Source organism: Halobellus sp. LT62, from assembly GCF_037031285.1.
Lineage (GTDB): Archaea > Halobacteriota > Halobacteria > Halobacteriales > Haloferacaceae > Haloquadratum > Haloquadratum salinisoli.
On record NZ_JAYEZO010000001.1, the window covers coordinates 1,206,460 to 1,225,244 of the forward strand.

An 18,785-nucleotide genomic window follows, 5' to 3' on the forward strand; every position below is an offset into this window, starting at 1 on the left:
ATTCTCTGCTTTTGGTCCGACGTGGATGTCAATTAGACCGCCGAAATATCCAAAATTGTACTATTCGTATTAATCGATATTTTTAGAAGGCTATGAATACGCTCATAGCTATAGACGAAACCGGGCAGAAGCCTGTCCAAAGATAGCAAGCACAATTCGAAAGCCAACGAGAAGCGAATGTAATTGCCCGTGACCTCGGAGACAGAGAGTTCGAGGTGACCGCCTATCGGACGCTGTGGTTCGGGCTCAGTACGACTCGGTGACAGTCGAACACGGAGGAGCGGGCGTGACGGTTAGAGTCGGTGATCTGGCCGACGGATTCTTCATTGAGGATGACGGACCCGGGATCCCCGAGGAATCACGCGCTCGAGTACTCGAAGCCGGCTACACCACTACCGACGAGGGGACAGGGTACGGGCTCCAAATTGTCAACGAAATCGCCGTCGCCCACGGGTGGAAGGTCACCGTAACTGAATCCGAGGATGGGGGTGCCCGGTTTGACATCACTGGCGTCACCCTGAATGAGTGAGGTGTGTAGATGAGGTATTCAACGAACCGCTGACCACGCAAACCACTACTTGGAGGAACATCCTTGGGTACCGAACCCAGAACAGGTTCGTCGTACATAGAAAGTCTGAGAATCAATTGACGATAACTCATACAGGATTGCAATTTCTTTGCCCTACACCGATGGTGAAAGAGACACGATAGGATGATATGGCGACAAGGATGGCCACCCGGCTCGAGGACTTCTTCGAGCAACGAACGGTGGTAAGCTCCGTAGTATCGTGAAATACGAGCAGGACACGTACGAGATCGTCCATCTCAGGGATGATGTCGCTGAGCAATATACGACAGACGAACTCGAATCTGCAATCGATGGTTCCCGAATGGAATCGTTAACGGCGCCAATCTACGAGAACACCTTCTCGGAAGACCACGGGCAGCTCACGTGCCTTGTTCAATGCTTCGAGAGCGTGATCGAGATGAATTTCGTTCTCGAAGATGGGGTTGGAGCCGCAGTCGCTCTTGATGCAGAAGCGATGGTCGATGCCCACGGACTTGTAGCTGAAGCAAGGCAGATCGTCCTCGAAGAACGGCAATAGCAGCTTCAGTAGGGCCATCCCAATCCCGTCTCTGACTCTCCGGTCACCGTTCCCACTCTCTATCTGAGATGATGACACGACAGCAGAAATTTCGTATGATATTGTAGCCATCGAAGAGGCAATTGATAGGGAATACCATTAAGTCGAACCTTTGAATATATCCATCAATGACCGAAGGTGCACTTATCGATTACCTCGAAAGGAAGGCTGGTGAGTACCATCGGGGGACAGTTCGATACGACGGTAATGACACCGATGTACTGCACCTTCGGGACGACGTGAAAGAAACGCGTCTGACGAGCCAAATAGACAGAATGTTGAAACGAATCCGGCCGGAATCCTCGCCTCAAGAGGAACGCTCCTTCCCGTTTGGTGAACTCAACGCCACAGTTCGGCTTTTTCAAGAAGCGATCATTATCCACTTTCCTCGAGGAAATGACCGTGGGATCCTCGTCTCCCTCGAGCCGGAGACGGCGCGTGATCTCAGCACATTCATCGGCGAATGTGAAAAGTTGATCAACAACTAAGCCGCAGAATCGGAGCTCTATGCTTTTCAGCTAGGCAGAACTAATCGCTGGTGCTCATTCAAGTCACGACTCAGCTTCGGACGTTGGCTTGCGTACAAGCCGTTGTTATACTGTCTCGACACTAGGTGTCTCAACCGCAGTGTTAACTTCCAAGACTTCAGTGCCGGCAGTCGTATTTTCACGAAGGAATGTGCCGACAGCAGGACCGTTTTGGAGTAATCTGCTCAGGAGTTTCTGCCAAGTGGCTTGCTGATTCGCCCCAACCACGATGATGTCTGTGTCGATCTGCGTGGCCTCCTCGAGAATTACCTCTTCAACGAGAAAGCCCTGACGTGTAGTTACAGATGCCTCGACGCCATCGAGTGTCGACGAGATTGCTTGAGTCAGTTCTCTTGTTTGTGTATTGTCCCCCGTCTGGTACAAATTGACGTGAAGCACCCTGAGATCCGCTGGTTTGTGATTATGTGCGAGACGGCCAGCAGCTGCAAGAGTCTGGGCACTCTGGTCGGTGAGTGGATATCGGATAGGCACGAGAATTGTGGTTAGATCTGCCATATGACGATTCTATCTCACATATCAGACGTAATCGTGATTATTCTAACGGAGAGGTTATCAAAATATATAACGGCAGCGAATACAGGAGTGGTGATATCAACTGTTGCTATCTGTGTACTGGGATTGCGATTGAACTGTAAATCTTGGTAACTTGATAAACGAGCTTCCATTCTCACAGTAACCAACAGAGGACCGTTCAGATCAGGTGTTGGTTAACGTGGTGTTGTTTTTACGCCCGGGAGAGGGGCGCAGGGCGCGAGACAATGCGGACGCTGTCTTGTAGGAGTTCACAGGTTCGAGTCCTGCCCCACGCACTCAGATTCTCTCGTCGCCTCGTGGTTTTGCTTGCCGCCAGCAACCATAACCGCGAAAAAGTCAGAACGCTGTACCATTCAAATCGAACCCGCGCGCAGCATCAAAACCGCGCCCGAACAAGAAACGCCCCAACGAACAGCAACACGCAGACTACGCAGACCACCGCCACCGTTTCATCCAGTGGCTGCGTGAAGTCGGGAAAAACCGAGAAGAGAGAAGAGTATTCGGATTACACCACGTACGAAACCTCGTACCGCACCGGGCGATTCGACTGATGAGTATGGGCAAAAGGGAGGATACTCTTTCCCACCGTTCCCCGAACACGCCGACGAGTACATCAAAGAAGACGTCATTTACCGGGGCTGAGTAAGCTGAGGAAGCGTTCATCCAGTACTACCGGTATCAGCTCCAATCACTCTGGGTGCGCGTGGGACCACGACCAATGGCTTTCGTCGAGTGACGACGACTCTCCGAGAAACTACCTTACTCGGCGCGAACGGCGCCGCGTGTGCGAAGTTGCACTCGCAAGTGGAGGCTCAGTCGAGAAGCTCCAGCGCCATCTCGTTTAACTCGCTGATCTTCTCTCGTGCTGCTTCCGGTAATTCTTCTTGTGGCTCAGCTAGCCCCGGCTCACCGTCAGTATCAGGATTTCCGACGACGACGGCACCGAGCATCCCCATCGACTCGTGGGGGCTGCAATAGTAGTCGTAGACGCCTTCTACTTCGAACGTCTGTTCGAACGTGTTACCGCCCTCACTGAGCGTACCACTATCCCACGATTTCACGCCATTCGGGATCCGTTCCGGCGTGTCATTGTCAGCGTGATACGCAGTCGTCGTGTGAGTTCCGCTTTCGAGCCGCCACGTAACGGTTCCACCGGTATTGACCCACACTAGGTGGGGATTGAAGTGGTGTTCGGAACCATCGGAATACATCTCCACGGTAACGCTGTCGGACGGTTCTTCGGGAAGTTCATTATGGCTATGGGATTCGTCGTGTTCGTCGTCTTCATCGTGTTCTTCTCCATCACCGTGAGTGTGGGACTCGTCGTTGGATCCATCAGTCTCGTCGGGTGAGTCTTCCTGTGCGTCTGAGTTGCCTATGCATCCTGCGGTAGCGACAGCTGCTGTCGCCACCACGGTCGTCTTCAGGAACCGTCGTCGTTGTATACATCGAGTATTGTGTTTCATTGCGTTCGAATCACGTGCTTTCCGTCGTTTGGGATCTCCAAGCGTATCGTGCTGGTGTCGTGTCCATCGTTTGCATTTGGGAGGCCATCTGTTTCGCCTCGAACTCGGCGTCTGCACTAGAGCGCGACGAACAGGTCGGTGATGTACATCACACCGAGGCCGACGAGGAACGCCAGCAAGTTCGTTGCACTCCCAACGCGTCCACCTTGCGTGCGGATCATTCCTGCAATCTCCCAGTTGACCTGGAGGATTGCGCCGACGCCGATGGCGAGGAAGAACGCCCCGAGCGTGGGCGAGTAGGCGAGCCCGCCGATCCAGCCGCCGAGGATGACCGGCGCACCCGCAATCAGTCCGAGAGCGACGAAGTGGTACCAGCTTGGACGCTCGTCACGAGCAACGGGTGCGACGACCGCTGGCCCCTCGGTCACGTTGTGCAACATAAAGCCGATCACGAGGAACGCACCGAGCGAGACGCGACCGAGCGCGAACGAACTCCCGATAGCTAGCCCTTCAGCCAAGTTGTGCAGCCCGATGCCAAGTGCGACGAGGTAGGCGACCCACAACCCGCTGCTCGCGCGTGTGTCGCCTGCGGCTGCCCGCCCTTCGCGCCAGGCACTGACCGACTGGACGAGCAAGAGCGCCCCGAGGATGCCGAGGACCACGAGGGCAGTTCCCTCGTACGCCCCGGGGATTTCCTCGGCGAGTTCGAATGCCTCGAAGCCCGCATCGACCGCGAGGAACGCGAGTACCCCCGCGGCGAACGTGAGCACGGCGTGTAGCCAGCGATTGCTCATAGCCCGAATGAACGGGAACCATAGCATTCCGAGCGCAACCGGGATGACGCCGACGAACACCCCAATGAGCGCGAGCGACCAGAGGACATCGGTGGTGAGCCCCGGCGTTTCACTCGGTGCGACGATCGTGTGGCCGAACGTCGTCCCGTCAGAGACGACGAGCGCAGTGTGAATGTCCCAGCCGGGCTGCCAGTGATACGGTACGACGACCTGAGCGCTCTCCATCGGAGCGAGCGTCTGATCTCCACTAGCGCCCTCAACCTCGAAGTTCCAGTACGCGTCGTTGATGAGAACCTGTGAGATCGTCACCGCGTCGGGTCCGTTGTTGGTCACGTGTAGAACGATGGTGTCCTCGCTCGGCAGCGTCGTGTGCGAAATCGTCAGATCCGGAAGTGGCTCACCGCTCTGAACACCTGCAAGGGGGGAGGTGAGTACGAACGCGCCGATAACGAGGGCCAGCAAAACGAGCGGCAACACGGCGACGACCCAGGACGGAAGTCCGAAGGGTTGTCTCGGTTGTTCATCAGCGGCGATCCCACCCTCGGTCGATTTGGTCGGATTTTGGTCGGTCATCTACACCACCTCGAAGAAGCTCATCCAGCCAAGTTCGGCGAACTCGGACTGGTGGGCGTGGAACATATATAGCCCCGGCTCGTGTTCGGAGTAGTCGATTTCGAGGATTCCACGCTGGGCCTGACACTGCATGATCGTATCCACGTTCTTGAGCGTTGGTTGGAGTGTCGTGCCGTGATCGTAGTAGTCGAAGAACTGCGAATGCGTGTGAAACGAGTTGATGGGATCGAACTCGATGACGTTCGAGAGATACACTCGCTGGAGTTGGTTTCGGTCGATCTGAATCGGGCGCTTGGTTTCGCCAGCCTCCCAGTTCCCCTTCCCGTCAGTACTTCCAACACCGTAGGCGAACGCCTGCGTGTTGGCGGCGTAGACCTCGTTGTCGCCGTCGAAGTTGGTGTCGAACCCGTTCATCATCATCACCATCTCGTTGACGTCGTCGTTCTCAGCGTACTCGTGATTGCGAGAACGTGCGATTTCGACGAGTTCGTCTCGGTACTCGTCGGTGATCGGCCCATGGTAGTTCACGTAATCGCGTGGATTCTCACGGACCCGGTCCGGCTCCGGATCGACGATAATCGTCCCGTAGAGGCCGCGGTGGATGTGTTCCTTGAGCGGCATCGAGTGGCAGTGGTAGAAATGCATCCCCGTTGGCTGGGCGATCCATTCGTAGGTGAACGATTCACCCGGTGCGATTGCACCAGGGCCGTTCTGGGGCACACCGTCCATCGTCGGATCGAGATTTCGAAGGTGCGGGTGAATCGTATGGGCGTGGCGACTTCCATTGGAGAACTTCACCCGGATGAGATCGCCTTCAACGACTCGGAGCGTCGGCCCGGGAACCTGGCCGTTGAACGCCCACGCATCAAACTCGATCCCGGGAGCAATGGTAATCGGGACGTCGACAGCCGTGAGTTCGAACTCCCGGACGGTTCGTCCGTCCTCCTCGTAGACGTCTTGTCGAACATTCTCTTGGCCATCTCGCCCGGTGTTGAACGCCGTGAGATACTCGTGCGGGTCGAAGTCAGCGTCCTCGAATTCGCCGACGACTCCGTGTCCTCCGTGTCCATCGTGATCGTCGTGCCCGCCGCTGCTCGCTTCGCTTCGACCGACGCCAAGCGCAGCACTGCCAGCGACCCCAATACCCCCGAGTACGGAACGTCGCGTGGCGGTTACATCGGACTGAAGTCGCTCAACCAACCGTTTTTCTAGCGTTCGCGTTACCTCCTCTGCTGTGCCGTAGTCTACAGAGGGCATTCGCCCCTCCGCATAACCAATCGTAATTCGGTCATCGCCAAATTCTTGCACCCACTCACTCTTAAATTTGACTGATCTAAATTTAGTCTTCGCCTAATCTAATCACGGGTAGAGCGCATCACACAGTTTCTTCCCTCACAGGACGGACACGAATTGAACGGGCTACCTCTTTCGGGAACGAAACGAACTCTGTGTGATCATTCAGTTGGAGCGTAATCATACCGAACGGAGCGATCTCGATGATTGTGGCCTGGGTTCCGGGGTTGATCCCTGTTTTAGACAGATACGAAAGCGTCTCTTTGTCTTGATCGCTCACCCGTGTAACCAGTACTCGATCACCTACTGCATATTCTACGAGTCTGCGTGACTGATCCATATCCGGGACCGTAAGCTCCGGGCCAGGTATCGGATCGCCGTGTGGGTCCGTCGTCGGTTCGTCGAGAATCTCGGTGAGTCGCTCGGCAAACTGATCGCTGATGTGGTGTTCGAGTCGATCTGCTTCCTCGTGAACCTCGCTCCAATCGTATTCGAGATGCTCAGCTAGATACCGTTCCAAAAGCCGATGATGACGGATGACTTCGAGTGCGATTGGTTCACCGGTTTTCGTCAGTTGTACGCCGTGGTACGGTTCGTGTTCGACGAGACTATGATCAGCTAATTTCTTGATCATACTCGTCGCAGTTGGCGGTTGTACACCGATGTATGCCGCTAAATCGGAGGTAGAGACCGTTCTATCCGTTTCCGTCTGAAGAATATAGATTGCCTTGAGATAGTCCTCCATACTGTCGCTCAAGATCATCGTCAACTATTAGAGGCGGCTAAAGCATAAATTGCACTCATCAAAATACACTATTCAGGGTTGCTTCTTCAGCGGTCCCATCCGGTCGATGATGAACTGAAAACCCAACCAAGAAGGCTGATACGGATAGCGGTCATCCGTTTCGGCAATGCGTGAGTTCGTCTTCGCTCTCGAATTTGAACCTGAAGCTAATCCTCTTGCCGATATCCTAGCGGAGTGTCTAGAGACTCGCCTCCGTTCGTTATCCTGCCACGTCACCGCAGATACCCTCTAGCGTGTGGATCGCGTTACTGGCCCTGAAGACGCCCTTGACGCCGTTACTACGGCTGATTATTACGCCGACTGTCTCGTACGACGGGACTGCGGAGGCGAATGGGAACGCGAACACTCGACCGCTTCCCTGAGACGCTCATCCTCTACTCCTACTGGAACCGAACCCAGTCCTGTACGCCGATCCCCCATCTCGCGCTCGAACACTTCGGCGACGGGCTCATCTTTGAGACGACGTGGCACGACCGCCGGTATCAATGGCGGTTCGTCCTTTCGGGCGACGTCCAGAACTTCCGGACCTGGTGGGAGGAGATCCTCGCGCAGGTCGAACTCGTCGCCGACGATCTCTTCGAGTTTATCCGCGACGCGCAGGACATCGAGTTCGATTTCTCGGAGCTTCCGTTCACTGTCACGGAGTTCTACAGTCTGCTCGGCTTCCCGGACTACCTAGCCGAGCGCGTCGAACGAGCCTACGAAGAGCAGTTGGAAGCGGACGGTGACGACGGAGCGCAGGCGTCACTCGCCTGCGTGACTTCGCGTCCTGTTTTTCGTGCCCCCCGGAGAGAGCGAAGGCCCCTTCGAAGGCCCTCAGAGGTGACTTTCAGTGAGTCAACAACAGAGTCCCGACAACGTCTCGATCGACGACATTCCGGTCGATATCGACAACACGCAATCAGCGGAAATCGACCCCACCGACGTCCCCGACAAAATCGAGTCCATCACCCGTGGGCTCGCTGGTGAACAGCCGCCGACGGATCCCATAGTGTTTCTCAAAGCGGCTCGCTGGTGGTATCTACACGGCAAGGGCGGCACGGATCTCGCCTTCCAATGGGCCATCGAGTGGGCACGTCACCTTGCGACCGACACGCCCAGCGATGTCGAACGGTTCGACGAGTTCCTCGAGTACCTCGTCACGGTCGGCTTCGCTGAGGAGCGATCAACGCTTCGCTAATCAGATCTCGTAGCACGCAACATCTTCAGCACCGCAAGTTGGACACTCATCAGCATTCTCTGAGAGTGTCTCCCCACAGTTTCGGCACTCCCACAGGGTCGATGACTCTCCTTCAACGGCCCTGCGGAGTGTACTCAAAATTCCCATCCGAGCGAGATGAGGTTCCCTCGGTTGTTAACACTATCCTCTAATTGCCACCCCTACTTAAACAGCATTCGCGGAGAGCTGTTTCTGCTGCGCCTCTGAGGGGTGCAGCGCTGTCTGAACTGATGCAGTCGCCGTGACCTCGATTCGGTGAACACAATGGCTACGACCAGTGACTCGTCGGTCTCCTTCGAGCAGACCGACACACGATCCGACGAGATGAACAGCACCACCGAACAGTGGATCGACGACCTCATCGCCGGCGTCGACGACGCGCAGGCCAGCGAAGAGTTCCAGGAGTGGCTTGACGTCCAGAGTCGGTTCCACGACTACTCCTACCGGAACACGCTCCTTATCAAGCGCCAGTGTCCCGAGGCGACCCGGGTGGCGGGCTATCGGACGTGGCAGGAGGAGTTCGACCGTCACGTCCAAGAAGGTGAATCAGCTATCTGGATCTGGGCGCCAATCATCACGAAGCAGTGCTCTGAATGCGAGAACTCGCCGAGCTACCACGAGGACAATGGCTGTGAGTACGACGAGACGCCGCCCGAGGAGTGGTCCGAGGGCCTCGTCGGGTTCAAGCCCGCGCCGGTGTTCGACATCTCCCAGACCGAGGGAGAGCCGCTTCCCGACCTCGACACGGAAGCGACCGGGGACGCCGGCGACCTAGTTTCCCAGTTGACTGCCGCTGCTGATGAGCTCGGCGTGACGGTCCGGATCGTTCCCGACGAAGACTGGACCCACGGGGAGGCGAAGGGCATCTGTGAGCAGCTGAGTCTCGTCGATATGCAACCGCGGGTCGAGGTGCGTGATCGGGAGAATGATGCCGATCTTGCGCGGACGTTGATCCACGAGTACCCCCACGCCCTGCTTCACTTCGACGTCGACGACGACACCGTGCGGTCGAAACGCGTAGTCGAGGCCGAGGCGGTCGCCTACGCCGTCGGGCGCTACTGCGGGCTGGATACCAGTGGGTCGGTGTTCTACTTGGCCGCGTGGGAGGCGGATGATCCGGAGGTCATTCGCGACCGTTTCGGGCGGATCAGTCGGACAGTAGAAGATCTCATTTACGTGCTCGAAGACGACACCTAAATCGTTAACCAACATCCTGTTCTAAGTCTCAATTTCGTTGGTTAAGCCTGTTTGTCTCCGTTATCCGTGGCAGTCGCAAGCTAAAGCAGGCCCGAGTTCAGATTCCATAGAAGTAAACTCCCCCATCCTACTCGCTCGCTTCGCTCACTCAGTGAGGAAGAGGCCTTAGCGCTCCCAATTGGGTAAAACAGGTCCGTATCGGGACCTCCGATACCGAGCTGTCGGTTCTGGGTAGAGGGAATTCAGTCGATACACCCTCTGTCATAGTAGGTCTCCGCTTGTGAATATCAGTATATCTATTTTTATTTAAATACATCATAATGAATGGAGGACAGAACGGAACCTCCACACCGCCGTCAGAGTGAAAGGCATCGCAAATATCTCGAGGGAATTGAGAAAACCACTGGACAAGTCGGGGATACAACGTGGAAATCACGAGAGGGAAGTTGAATGATTCCGCAAATCTATACTCACAGGGTAGATAACTCACTATACATACCAATTTAGAAATTATTATTATTCCCTGATAAAAGTCCCATAGCGGGACGGTTCAGCGGTTGAGCGTGTGGATCGCCAGATCCAGTTCGTTGGCTGCGGCTTCTCGGATCGCTTCCGAGAGCGTCGGGTGTGGGTGGATCACTTCGGAGAGTTCGGCAGTCGTCAGTCCCTCCTCGACAGCGAGCGTGATTTCTGAGATCAGCTCCGATGCCTCCGGGCCGACGATTTGCCCGCCGAGCACAACGCCGTCGTCGCCGCTTACGAGACGGACGAATCCATCGGTGTGACCCGTCGTGAGCGCACGTCCGCTGGCGCGCATCGGGAACTCTCCGACTGAGACGCTGTGGTCGGTTTCTTCAGCCACCGCTTCGGTCAGCCCAACCGTCGCGATCTCCGGGGAAGTAAATACGACGGAGGGGATCGCACGGTCTCCAGCGGAAGAGTCCTGACCGGCAATCTCTGCGGCGGCGATCTCACCCTCCATAGACCCGACGTGCGCGAGCATCGGTTCGCCCGCCAAGTCACCGACTGCGAACACGTGATCAACATCCGTGCGCCCGTACTCGTCCGTTGGAACGAACCCGTCCTCGTCCTGTTCGAGACCGATCCGGTCTAGATCCATCGTATCGGTCACAGGATTCCGACCCACTGCGACGAGTACCGCGTCCGCAACGTACTCTCGACGGTCGCCGCTGTCGACGTCTTCCGTAGCGACCGAGACACCCTCCCCAGTCGGGCGACACGCCGAGGCGAGTTCGCCATAGTTCACCTCGATTCCGAGATCGGACGCTGCCGACGCGACCGGCGCGACCACATCCGAGGAGAACACGGGCATCATCGAATCGAGCGCCTCCACGACGGTAATGTCGACGCCCAGTTTCGCGAACAGCATCGCGAGCTCCATCCCGATGTAGCCTGCGCCGACGACCACCAAACTGTCCGGCAGTTCGTCGAGCGCCAGCGCATCTTTGGCATCGAGCACCCCGGGCCGATCGAACTCGAACCCCGGGAGTTCGATCGGACAGCTGCCCGTCGCCAACACGGCGTGCTCGAAGGTGAGTTGCTTCGGCTCGCCGTCCAGTCTCTCGATCCGGACCGAATGCTCGTCCTCGAAGGCTGCGCGCCCTTCGATGATCGAGACGCCGTTGGCCCTGCAGAGCTTCCCGACGTTCCAGTTCATATTTCGGACGACGTCGTCTTTCCATTCGACCATCCGCCCGAACTCGACGTCTATCTCGGCCGTGATCCCCATCTGCGATCCGGTTCGCGCCTCGTGGACGACGTCAGCTGCCGATATCAACGCCTTCGAGGGGATACAGCCGCGGTTGAGACAGGTCCCTCCCAAAGTATTCATCTCGACGAGCGTCACGTCAAGGTCGTATTGTGCCGCTCGGATCGCGGCAACGTACCCCGCCGGACCGCCGCCCACGACGAGGACACCCGTGTCGAATTCCTCACTCATCGTGGCCCTCCACGTCCCGCCACGAGAGTCGCGGGTTCCGTGCGGCACTCAGTTGGTCGATGCGCGCTGCGGCGGTCGTCGTGGGTGTCTCAGAGAGTTCCTCTGTGGTCTTCCGATCCGTCGCGGCGAACGCCGCTGCCAACACATCGAGTTGGTCCTTGCTCAGCGCCTCCGTGGGCTCGGTCATCAGCGCCTCGTCTACGATCTCGGGCCACTTCGTCGTCGGGGGATGGACCCCCTCGTCGAGCATTCCCTTCGCGAACTCCGCGGCGTCGACGTCTCCGGCGCTGGCGACGAACTCGTGGTGGAACGGCCCGTACGGGATGTCAAGATCGATCTGGGAGGCGAGGTAGTTCGCGTTCAGAACGGCCATCGCCGATGTATCTTTAAGTCCGCCATCACCGAGTCTGGAGATGTACGCGTAGGTCTTAAGCAACACCAGCCAGTTGCCGTGGAACCCGTGAACCTTTCCGATGCTCTCGGCGGGCTCGTAGAACTCGAAGGATCCGTCTTCGGTCTCGCGGACGTGTGGATCGGGGAGGAACTCGGTAAGCTCTTCGACGACGCCAATCGGTCCGGCCCCCGGGCCGCCGCCGCCGTGCGGCGACGCGAACGTCTTGTGCACGTTGTAGTGCATAATATCGAAGCCCATATCACCGGGACGGGCCCGCCCGAGCAGCGCGTTGAGATTCGCACCGTCGTAATAGAGCAAACCGCCGGCGTCGTGGACGATCTCCGCAATCTCCTCGATGTCCCGCTCGAACACGCCGACAGTGTTGGGATTCGTCAGCATCAGCGCTGCCGTCGAATCGTACACGGCCTCTTCGAGCGCATCGACTGGGACGCGTCCGTCCTCGTCGCTCGGAAGTTCGACGACGTCATAGCCGGCCATCGCCGCGCTTGCGAAGTTCGTTCCGTGCGCAGACGAGGGCACGATCACCTCGCGACGCTCACCGTCCTCGCCATTCGATCGGTGATAGGCGCGCGCCACGAGCAGCCCGGTGAACTCCCCCGCCGCCCCGGCGGGCGGTTGCAGGGTGGCGGTCTCCATCCCGCCGATCTCCGCCAGATAGTTCTGTAGTCCATAGAGGACCGCGAGGGTCCCCTGGGCGTATTCGTCGGGACGGTCGGGATGGATCGCCCCGTTTTCCAACGCGGCGACGTCCTCGATGAACTTCGGGTTGTACTTCATCGTGCAGCTCCCCAGGGGGTAGGGCCCGTGTTCGACCGAGTAGGTCATCTGCGAGAGCCGCGTGTAGTGGCTCGCGACTTCGGGTTCGGCCGGTTCGGGAAGCGTCAGCTCGTCGCGAACCAGTTCGTCGGGGAGGTCGACGTCGTAGGTGACTGTCTGGGTCCGCTTTTCGGACAGGAGCGGTTCGTTGACCTCCTCGCTGTTGTCGGTCTTACGGTCCCAGGACGCCTGTCGATAGTTCATACGAGCACCTCCCTGACGGCCGCGACCAGGTCGTCCACTGCGTCGCTGTTGGTCTCCGTGACGCACACTTGGATCTCGAACTCCCCGAGCTCGTGGACGAGGAAGCCCCGGTCCGCCAGTTCGTCGACCACTTCAGTGGCGGGGCGCTCCGTGCGCGCGACGAACTCGCGGAAGTGGTGGCGATCGTCGACCGGGGCCGAAGCGCCGTCGACGTCGTCGAGTCGAGCCGCGGCCTCGGCGGCCTGCGTCAGGGACTCCTCAGCGAGAGCCGCCAACCCCGTCGCACCCAACGAGGCGATGTGGATCGCCGTTCGGAGCGCGACCCACGCCTGGTTCGTACAGATGTTCGACGTGGCCCGTTCCTTCCGGATGTGCTGTTCTCTGGTCTGGAGGGTCAGCGTGTACGCACGCCGTCCATCAGCCGTCTCGCTCGTTCCCACGAGCCGTCCGGGAACCTGTCGCAGATACGCCTCTTTGACGGCGAACAGGCCGAGTCCCATTCCGTAGCTGGCTGAGAGGCCGAGGACGCTCGCATCGCCGATGACGATGTCCGCGCCCACCGCAGCCGGCTCCTTCAGCACCGCCAGTGCGACGGGATCCGATCCGAGACAGAACGCCGCCTCGTGGTCGTCCGAGAGAGTCGCGATCGCCGACAGTTTCTCCTCGATAGCACCCCGGGCAGTCGGTGATTCAGCGTACACCATCACGACGTCCTCGTCGATCAGGCCCGAGAGCGCTTCGAGGTCGGTGTTCCCTGCGTCCAGCGGATAGGTCTCGACCGTCAGTTCCGCGCCGTCGGCGTGATTTTCCAACACGCTGCGGCGCTCCGAGCGGATGGTCTCGGGGACGAGTACCCGCGACCCGCTGGTCTCCCGAACGCGCGCGGCGAGTGTGGCCGCCTCGCCGAGCGCGGTCGCGGCGTCGTACATCGAGCAGTTGGCGACGTCCAGTCCGGTCAGTTCGACGATCATCGACTGGAACTCGAAGAGCGCCTGGAGGAATCCCTGCGACGTCTCCGGCTGGTACTGCGTGTAGGAGGTCAGAAACTCCGAACGCAGAGAGAGGTAGTCGACGACCGACGGCACGTAATGATCGTAGTGGCCGCGCCCGAGGAATTCGGTCCGGTCCGCGTTCCGTCCGAGCAGGCCCTCGATCTCGCTTCTGACCTCGTACTCCGATTTCGCCTCGATATCAAAGTCACCCCGGAACGTGACCGCCTCCGGGACGTCGAACAGTTCTTCTACGCTGTCGGCACCGGTCGCCGAGAGCATCGCCTCTACGTCCTCCGGCGTCTGTGGAGCGAAGGGGCTCGGTTCGTCCGGGTCGTGCGACAGGTCCGTTTCGTCGTGCTGTATTCGTTGCATTGTCGTTATTCGATCTGCTCGCGGTATTCGTCGACGTCGAGCGCGTCGTCGGGTACTTCTCCATCGATTTCGAAGAGCCAGCCCTCACCGTACGGATCGGTGTTGAGCAGTTCCGGTTGATCGAGAACGTTGTCGTTGGCCGCGGTCACGGCCCCGGAAATCGGCGTGTAGATGTCCGAGACCGCTTTGATGCTCTCGACGACGGCGCAGGCCGTCCCACTTTCGAGAGATTCGCCCTCCTCCGGGAGTTCGACGAACACGACGTCGCCGAGTTCGTCCTGCGCGAAGTCGGTGATCCCGATCCGCCGGACGTCTCCGTGGTCGTCGATCCATTCGTGTGAGTCGGTGTACTGTAAGTCGTCGGGCGTCTCGTTCGTCATTGTTTCTGATATTCGCTGAGTGCGTTGTTCGTCATCGTTTCTGTCGATGTTGAGGGAAGTCGGTGTGCGTTACTCGCCACACGATTCGAGGAACGGCGTGTCGACAACGGTCGCATCGACGGACCGATCGCGGATCGAGATCGAGAGATCCGTGCCGGAAGATGCGAATTCGGCGTCGACGTATCCAAGTGCGATCGGGACTCCGAGCGTGGGACTCATCGTCCCGCTCGTCACCTGACCCGCGGGGGCGCCGCCTGAGCTTATTTGGTGTTCGTGACGAGCGATCGCTCGCTCCTCGAGGCGGAGTCCGACAATCCGCTCGTCGATTCCTTCTTTTTGGGTCTGTTCCAAGGCCGAACGACCGACAAAATCCCCGCTATCGAGGTCGACAGCGAATCCGATATCGGCCTCGAAGGGATCGTGAGGTTCGTCCTCGGGATCGAAGTCCTGCCCGGAGAGTAGCAGTCCCGCCTCGAGCCGGAGGGTGTCTCTGGCCCCGAGCCCACAGCGCTGCACGTCGTCGAACAGGCGGTCGATCGCTGTCGCATCTTCACCCGGAAACAGGATCTCGACGCCGCCTTCACCGGTGTATCCCGTACGAGCGACGAGACACTCGACCTCGCCGACCGATGTTTCCTCCAAGGCAAACGGTTCCAGTTTATCGATTTGTTCGTCCGCCTCATCGTCGACCCGCTCTACTGCATCGGGCCCCTGGACCGCGATCATTCCGGTCTCCGTAGTTCGGTTCTCGAGGGAGACATCGAGACTCCAACGGACGGCGTATTCGCGCAGTCGACCGTACAGTTCCTCGTCGTGGCCGGCGTTCGGAACGACGACGTACTCGCTCTCGTTCGGGTGATCGTACACGACGATGTCGTCGAGCATCACGCCGTCAGACCGGAGAAAGCACGAGTACTGTGCCTCGCCGGGTTCGAGTCCTCGAACGTCGCTCGGAATGAGTCGATGCAACAACGTCTCCGCATCGGGTCCGTCGACAGCCAGCTGCCCCATATGGCTCACGTCGAACAATCCGACACCCTCCCGGACGGCTCGATGCTCCTCCCGGATCGAGTCGAACGAGACCGGCATCTCCCACCCGCCGAAGTCGGTGAAGTCCGCACCCGCTCGACGGTGAGATTCATACAGCGATGTTCGCTTGGATATCACAACCCACAGAATACAACTGCAAGTATTTATTCGTTTTTAACCTAAATGATCGCCCATTCATTGTATTAGATCCCGATATATTTCGTTATATGTGAATAGAAGTGGCCAGTCGTCGACACACTCCGACCCCGATCACGGTCCATTCGAATAGATGCCGGGATCAGACTCGACAGTCCGTAAGAGGCGTATATCCAGCGAGAACGCGCGTCCGACCGATCAGGTTCGCCGATCGTCGTCTCGTCGAGGCCGAGACGGAGTTCGCTCCTGCGGAATCGAGAAAGTACACATCTTGGTTCGATAGTGCCCGGAGAGGACCCAATTACAAATTTATCGACCGATTGGTGACCAACGCGTGATTATTCCAGTCGTGAGCACTTTCAATCCCCCGGGCCCGCACTTCGAGACGACATATTAATTCGCCCCTCGTGAATATTTATATAGATCACTCACGAACGATGAATCTGTGCCAGAACACGGACGCGAACTGACGACGACCGCCACCTCGCTCCGGGTCATCGACGCGATCGACCAACAGGAGGGAGCCCGAATGAGCGAGATCGCCACGGAGCTGGAGCTGGCCAACAGTACCGTCCACGCGCACCTGACGACGCTACGTAACCACGAACTCGTCGTGAAGGAGGGCAACGAGTTCCACCTCGGCATCAAGCTCTTTCACCTCGGCGAACAGGCGCGACACCGGAAGCCCGAGTACGAGATAGTGCGGCGGCACGCTCACGAACTGAGCAACCGCCTCAACGAGGAGGTAGCGTTCGCCATCACCGAGCACGGCCGGTCGGTCATCATCTTCGACGAGAACAACGACCCCGCGAAGGAGGGGTTCCAAGTGGGACGGTACTTCCATATGCACAACTCCGCGAGTGGAAAGGCGATGCTCGCAGAGTGGTCTCGCGAGCGCGTCGACGAGGTGCTCGATCGGTGGGGGCTCCCCAAGGAAACGGAGAACACTATCCAGAACGCAGTGGAACTCTACGAAGAACTGGAGCGGACCCGCGAACGCGGCTACGCGCTCAACCGACAGGAGGCGCTCGAGGGGTTGATGGCCGTCGGGATGGCCATAACGAGCCCAGACGGGAGCGTACTGGGTTCTCTGGACGTGTCGGGACCGCCGTACCGCCTCTCCGAAGAACAGATCGTCCCGGAGTTACGTGAGGCCGTAACTCAAATTGAACGGGAGATCGCATCCCGGTATGGACCGGATGATCGCGATCAGTAGTCGTGGATCGGGTCGTCGTCGTCGGTGACCGCTTTGATGTAGCCGATTTTGTCGTAAGCGATCCATTCCTCGACGTATTTCCACTCGCCGTTGACCTTCTGAATGAGGCAGTTCGCGATGCCGAGGTTCTCTTCCATCGTCTTCCCTGTCGGCGGTCCGTATTCTGTCGGTCCAGTGTTCTCTGCGGTGATGGTTCGCACCATCGAGGTGTAGTACCCGTCTTCGGGATTGCCCTCCCAGATGATCTTCTCGATTTTCATCTCGGTCTCGGGGAAGGCGTTCAACCGTGCCAAGGTGTCTTCGACGAGCGCTTCGGAGCCGACAATATCTCCCTCGCCGCCGTGGACAACCACGTCATCGTCGTAGTACTCGTAGATCTTACCGACCAGCTTTTCATCCCATATTTCCCGGGTGCTCTGTCGAATCATTCGCTCGACGTCGAGCTCGTCGGCAGTGCGCCAGTCCTCGGTCATCGCCGCACTCCTACAACAGACGGTGTCCGATTTTCGATACCTGCATCGATGTACGTCGCAGCGTGGTAACTTGGTTGTATCACTGCTAAACCCATCAGGAGATCTCTATCATAGGATTTAAAGATTTCGTAAATTATGTTACTCGGTATCAGTATCTCTAAAAGCGCCCACTCGGTGGTTTCCTGGAGTACCGACGTTCAGAAGTACTGCTGATCGTTACGGAGACGCTCGAAGACGTCAACCCCCATCTGCTGGAGTAAGTCGATCTTGTCGATCAGTACCCAGTTTTCAGCGAGCCGGTCGCCTTCCCGCCGCCAGAAGTCCATTACGCGCATCCCGACCGGATCGTCCGTCGCCGGGAGTCCCATCCAACCGTCTCCCAAATGTGTCGCCCTGACGGACGGCCACCCCGTCGAAGCGCAGTAGTTGCCCTCGGCAAACCGAGCGACGTGGTCTCCGCCTTCACGGTCGGGGAATGCTTCCAAGAAGGGTGCTTGGTGGTACTCCTGGAATCCGTCGATACCGCGGGTCGTTCCGGTTCCCGCCGGCCCGTACCACATAAAGTCCTCGTGCCAGAACTTCTCGAGGCCCATTCCGTCTAACCCCTCCTCCTCGTAATCGTGGAGGCCGTCGATCATTCCCTCGACCACCTCGAGGGTCTTTTCTGACTCCTCGTCGTCCTGTTCACCGAGCAGAACGCCGTCCTGCGTCATCGGCCCCGGGATCACGACCTCGGGTGCGAGCGCCGGGACAAATTGATAGCCGGCCTGCCGCATCACGTCGAGAACGTCGACGAGTAAGCGGGTCTCAGCGATCTTTCCATCGGCCACACGGTGGAACTCGCCATACCGAAGCCACGTCGCGTGTCCGGTCGCGGGAATGTCGAGCCAGTCGTCCTCGAACGTCCCGACCAAGTTACCGGCCGCACAGACCCACTCGCTCCCCTCGAATTCCCCGCCGAAGAGGATGTAATCGTTCTTTTCGAGGTCGGGAAACGCCTCGAGGAGCGGCACCCAATACGCGTCGTTTATTGAGTCGATCCCTTCTACCGCGTTGATCGGCTCGGGGCCATGCCACTCCGCGTCGGCGTGGTAGTAGTTGGGGAGAACGTCTCCGATGGTCGCTGCTGTCGCGTCGTGGATCGCCTGAGAAAACTCGTGGGCTAACTGCTTACGCTCGGACGTCATATGGCATACTC

At 58.3% G+C, this 18,785-nt stretch carries 18 protein-coding genes and 2 pseudogenes; 8 read left to right on the top strand and 12 right to left on the bottom strand.

The features are described 5' to 3' along the window. Positions 1-265: 265 nt before the first annotated feature. The 3 genes and pseudogenes from U5919_RS05980 to U5919_RS05990 all read left to right on the top strand — a co-directional run. Positions 266-529: pseudogene (locus U5919_RS05980) on the top strand (ATP-binding protein); the annotation flags it as partial. A 259-nt stretch (positions 530-788) separates the two neighbouring features. Then, positions 789-1,106, top strand: a complete 318-nt coding sequence (locus tag U5919_RS05985) for a DUF7522 family protein (protein ID WP_336022821.1) — start codon at positions 789-791, stop codon at positions 1,104-1,106. Between the two features lie 167 nt (positions 1,107-1,273). After that, a complete protein-coding gene (locus tag U5919_RS05990) occupies positions 1,274-1,633 on the top strand; it encodes a DUF7522 family protein (RefSeq protein ID WP_336022822.1) in 360 nt (119 codons plus the stop codon). Positions 1,634-1,738: 105 nt separating this feature from the next. On the opposite strand, the gene U5919_RS05995 is transcribed toward U5919_RS05990, so the two are convergent. The 5 genes from U5919_RS05995 to U5919_RS06020 all read right to left on the bottom strand — a co-directional run bounded on the left by U5919_RS05995 (position 1,739) and on the right by U5919_RS06020 (position 7,113). Continuing rightward, positions 1,739-2,188 (bottom strand): universal stress protein, encoded by a 450-nt coding sequence (locus U5919_RS05995; protein WP_336022823.1) that lies wholly within the window; start codon positions 2,186-2,188, stop codon positions 1,739-1,741. Between the two features lie 851 nt (positions 2,189-3,039). Further along, positions 3,040-3,693: a plastocyanin/azurin family copper-binding protein gene (locus U5919_RS06000; protein WP_336022824.1), complete on the bottom strand. Its 654-nt coding sequence runs from the start codon at positions 3,691-3,693 to the stop codon at positions 3,040-3,042. Between the two features lie 116 nt (positions 3,694-3,809). Beyond that, entirely contained in the window at positions 3,810-5,060 is a 1,251-nt protein-coding gene (locus U5919_RS06005; protein ID WP_336022826.1) for a metal transporter, read from the bottom strand. Then, entirely contained in the window at positions 5,061-6,317 is a 1,257-nt protein-coding gene (locus U5919_RS06010) for a multicopper oxidase domain-containing protein (RefSeq protein ID WP_345786327.1), read from the bottom strand. Between the two features lie 118 nt (positions 6,318-6,435). Then, positions 6,436-7,113 carry a metal-dependent transcriptional regulator gene (locus U5919_RS06020; protein ID WP_336023875.1) on the bottom strand — a complete coding sequence of 226 codons (678 nt, stop codon included), beginning with the start codon at positions 7,111-7,113 and terminating at the stop codon, positions 6,436-6,438. Positions 7,114-7,264: 151 nt separating this feature from the next. On the opposite strand from U5919_RS06020, the gene U5919_RS15895 reads away from it, so the two are divergent. The 4 genes and pseudogenes from U5919_RS15895 (at position 7,265) to U5919_RS06035 (ending at position 9,574) form a co-directional block, all read left to right on the top strand. After that, entirely contained in the window at positions 7,265-7,390 is a 126-nt protein-coding gene (locus tag U5919_RS15895; protein WP_425604199.1) for a hypothetical protein, read from the top strand. A gap of 98 nt (positions 7,391-7,488) precedes the next feature. Continuing rightward, positions 7,489-7,911 (top strand): annotated as a pseudogene (locus U5919_RS15900) (hypothetical protein); the annotation flags it as partial. A gap of 79 nt (positions 7,912-7,990) precedes the next feature. Continuing rightward, complete coding sequence (locus U5919_RS06030) at positions 7,991-8,338, top strand: DUF8013 domain-containing protein (RefSeq protein WP_345786328.1); 348 nt, start codon at positions 7,991-7,993, stop codon at positions 8,336-8,338. Positions 8,339-8,641: 303 nt separating this feature from the next. After that, positions 8,642-9,574 carry an ArdC-like ssDNA-binding domain-containing protein gene (locus U5919_RS06035; protein ID WP_336022829.1) on the top strand — a complete coding sequence of 311 codons (933 nt, stop codon included), beginning with the start codon at positions 8,642-8,644 and terminating at the stop codon, positions 9,572-9,574. Between the two features lie 550 nt (positions 9,575-10,124). On the opposite strand, the gene lpdA is transcribed toward U5919_RS06035, so the two are convergent. From lpdA to gcvT, 5 genes are all read right to left on the bottom strand, one after another. Beyond that, the gene (lpdA, locus tag U5919_RS06040; protein ID WP_336022832.1) at positions 10,125-11,534 is read right to left on the bottom strand and encodes a dihydrolipoyl dehydrogenase; all 1,410 of its coding nucleotides are present in this window, start codon (positions 11,532-11,534) and stop codon (positions 10,125-10,127) included. Then, on the bottom strand, positions 11,527-12,969 hold the full coding sequence (gene gcvPB, locus U5919_RS06045; RefSeq protein ID WP_336022835.1) for an aminomethyl-transferring glycine dehydrogenase subunit GcvPB: 1,443 nt from the start codon (positions 12,967-12,969) through the stop codon (positions 11,527-11,529). The genes lpdA and gcvPB overlap by 8 nt, the downstream gene beginning before the upstream one ends. Continuing rightward, entirely contained in the window at positions 12,966-14,333 is a 1,368-nt protein-coding gene (gene gcvPA, locus U5919_RS06050; RefSeq protein WP_336022836.1) for an aminomethyl-transferring glycine dehydrogenase subunit GcvPA, read from the bottom strand. The genes gcvPB and gcvPA overlap by 4 nt, the downstream gene beginning before the upstream one ends. A 5-nt stretch (positions 14,334-14,338) precedes the next feature. Beyond that, positions 14,339-14,713: a glycine cleavage system protein GcvH gene (gene gcvH / locus U5919_RS06055; RefSeq protein ID WP_336022837.1), complete on the bottom strand. Its 375-nt coding sequence runs from the start codon at positions 14,711-14,713 to the stop codon at positions 14,339-14,341. 69 nt (positions 14,714-14,782) lie between these two features. Continuing rightward, on the bottom strand, positions 14,783-15,880 hold the full coding sequence (gene gcvT, locus U5919_RS06060) for a glycine cleavage system aminomethyltransferase GcvT (RefSeq protein WP_336022839.1): 1,098 nt from the start codon (positions 15,878-15,880) through the stop codon (positions 14,783-14,785). Positions 15,881-16,343: 463 nt separating this feature from the next. Here gcvT and U5919_RS06065 point away from each other — a divergent pair, with 463 nt between their 5' ends. Further along, the gene (locus tag U5919_RS06065; protein ID WP_336022840.1) at positions 16,344-17,114 is read left to right on the top strand and encodes an IclR family transcriptional regulator; all 771 of its coding nucleotides are present in this window, start codon (positions 16,344-16,346) and stop codon (positions 17,112-17,114) included. Here the strand turns inward: U5919_RS06065 and U5919_RS06070 are convergent. Both U5919_RS06070 and U5919_RS06075 read right to left on the bottom strand, forming a co-directional pair. Further along, positions 17,108-17,587, bottom strand: a complete 480-nt coding sequence (locus tag U5919_RS06070; protein WP_336022842.1) for an ester cyclase — start codon at positions 17,585-17,587, stop codon at positions 17,108-17,110. The genes U5919_RS06065 and U5919_RS06070 overlap by 7 nt on opposite strands. A 197-nt stretch (positions 17,588-17,784) precedes the next feature. Further along, positions 17,785-18,774: an ester cyclase gene (locus tag U5919_RS06075; RefSeq protein ID WP_336022843.1), complete on the bottom strand. Its 990-nt coding sequence runs from the start codon at positions 18,772-18,774 to the stop codon at positions 17,785-17,787. Between the last annotated feature and the right edge of the window lie 11 nt (positions 18,775-18,785).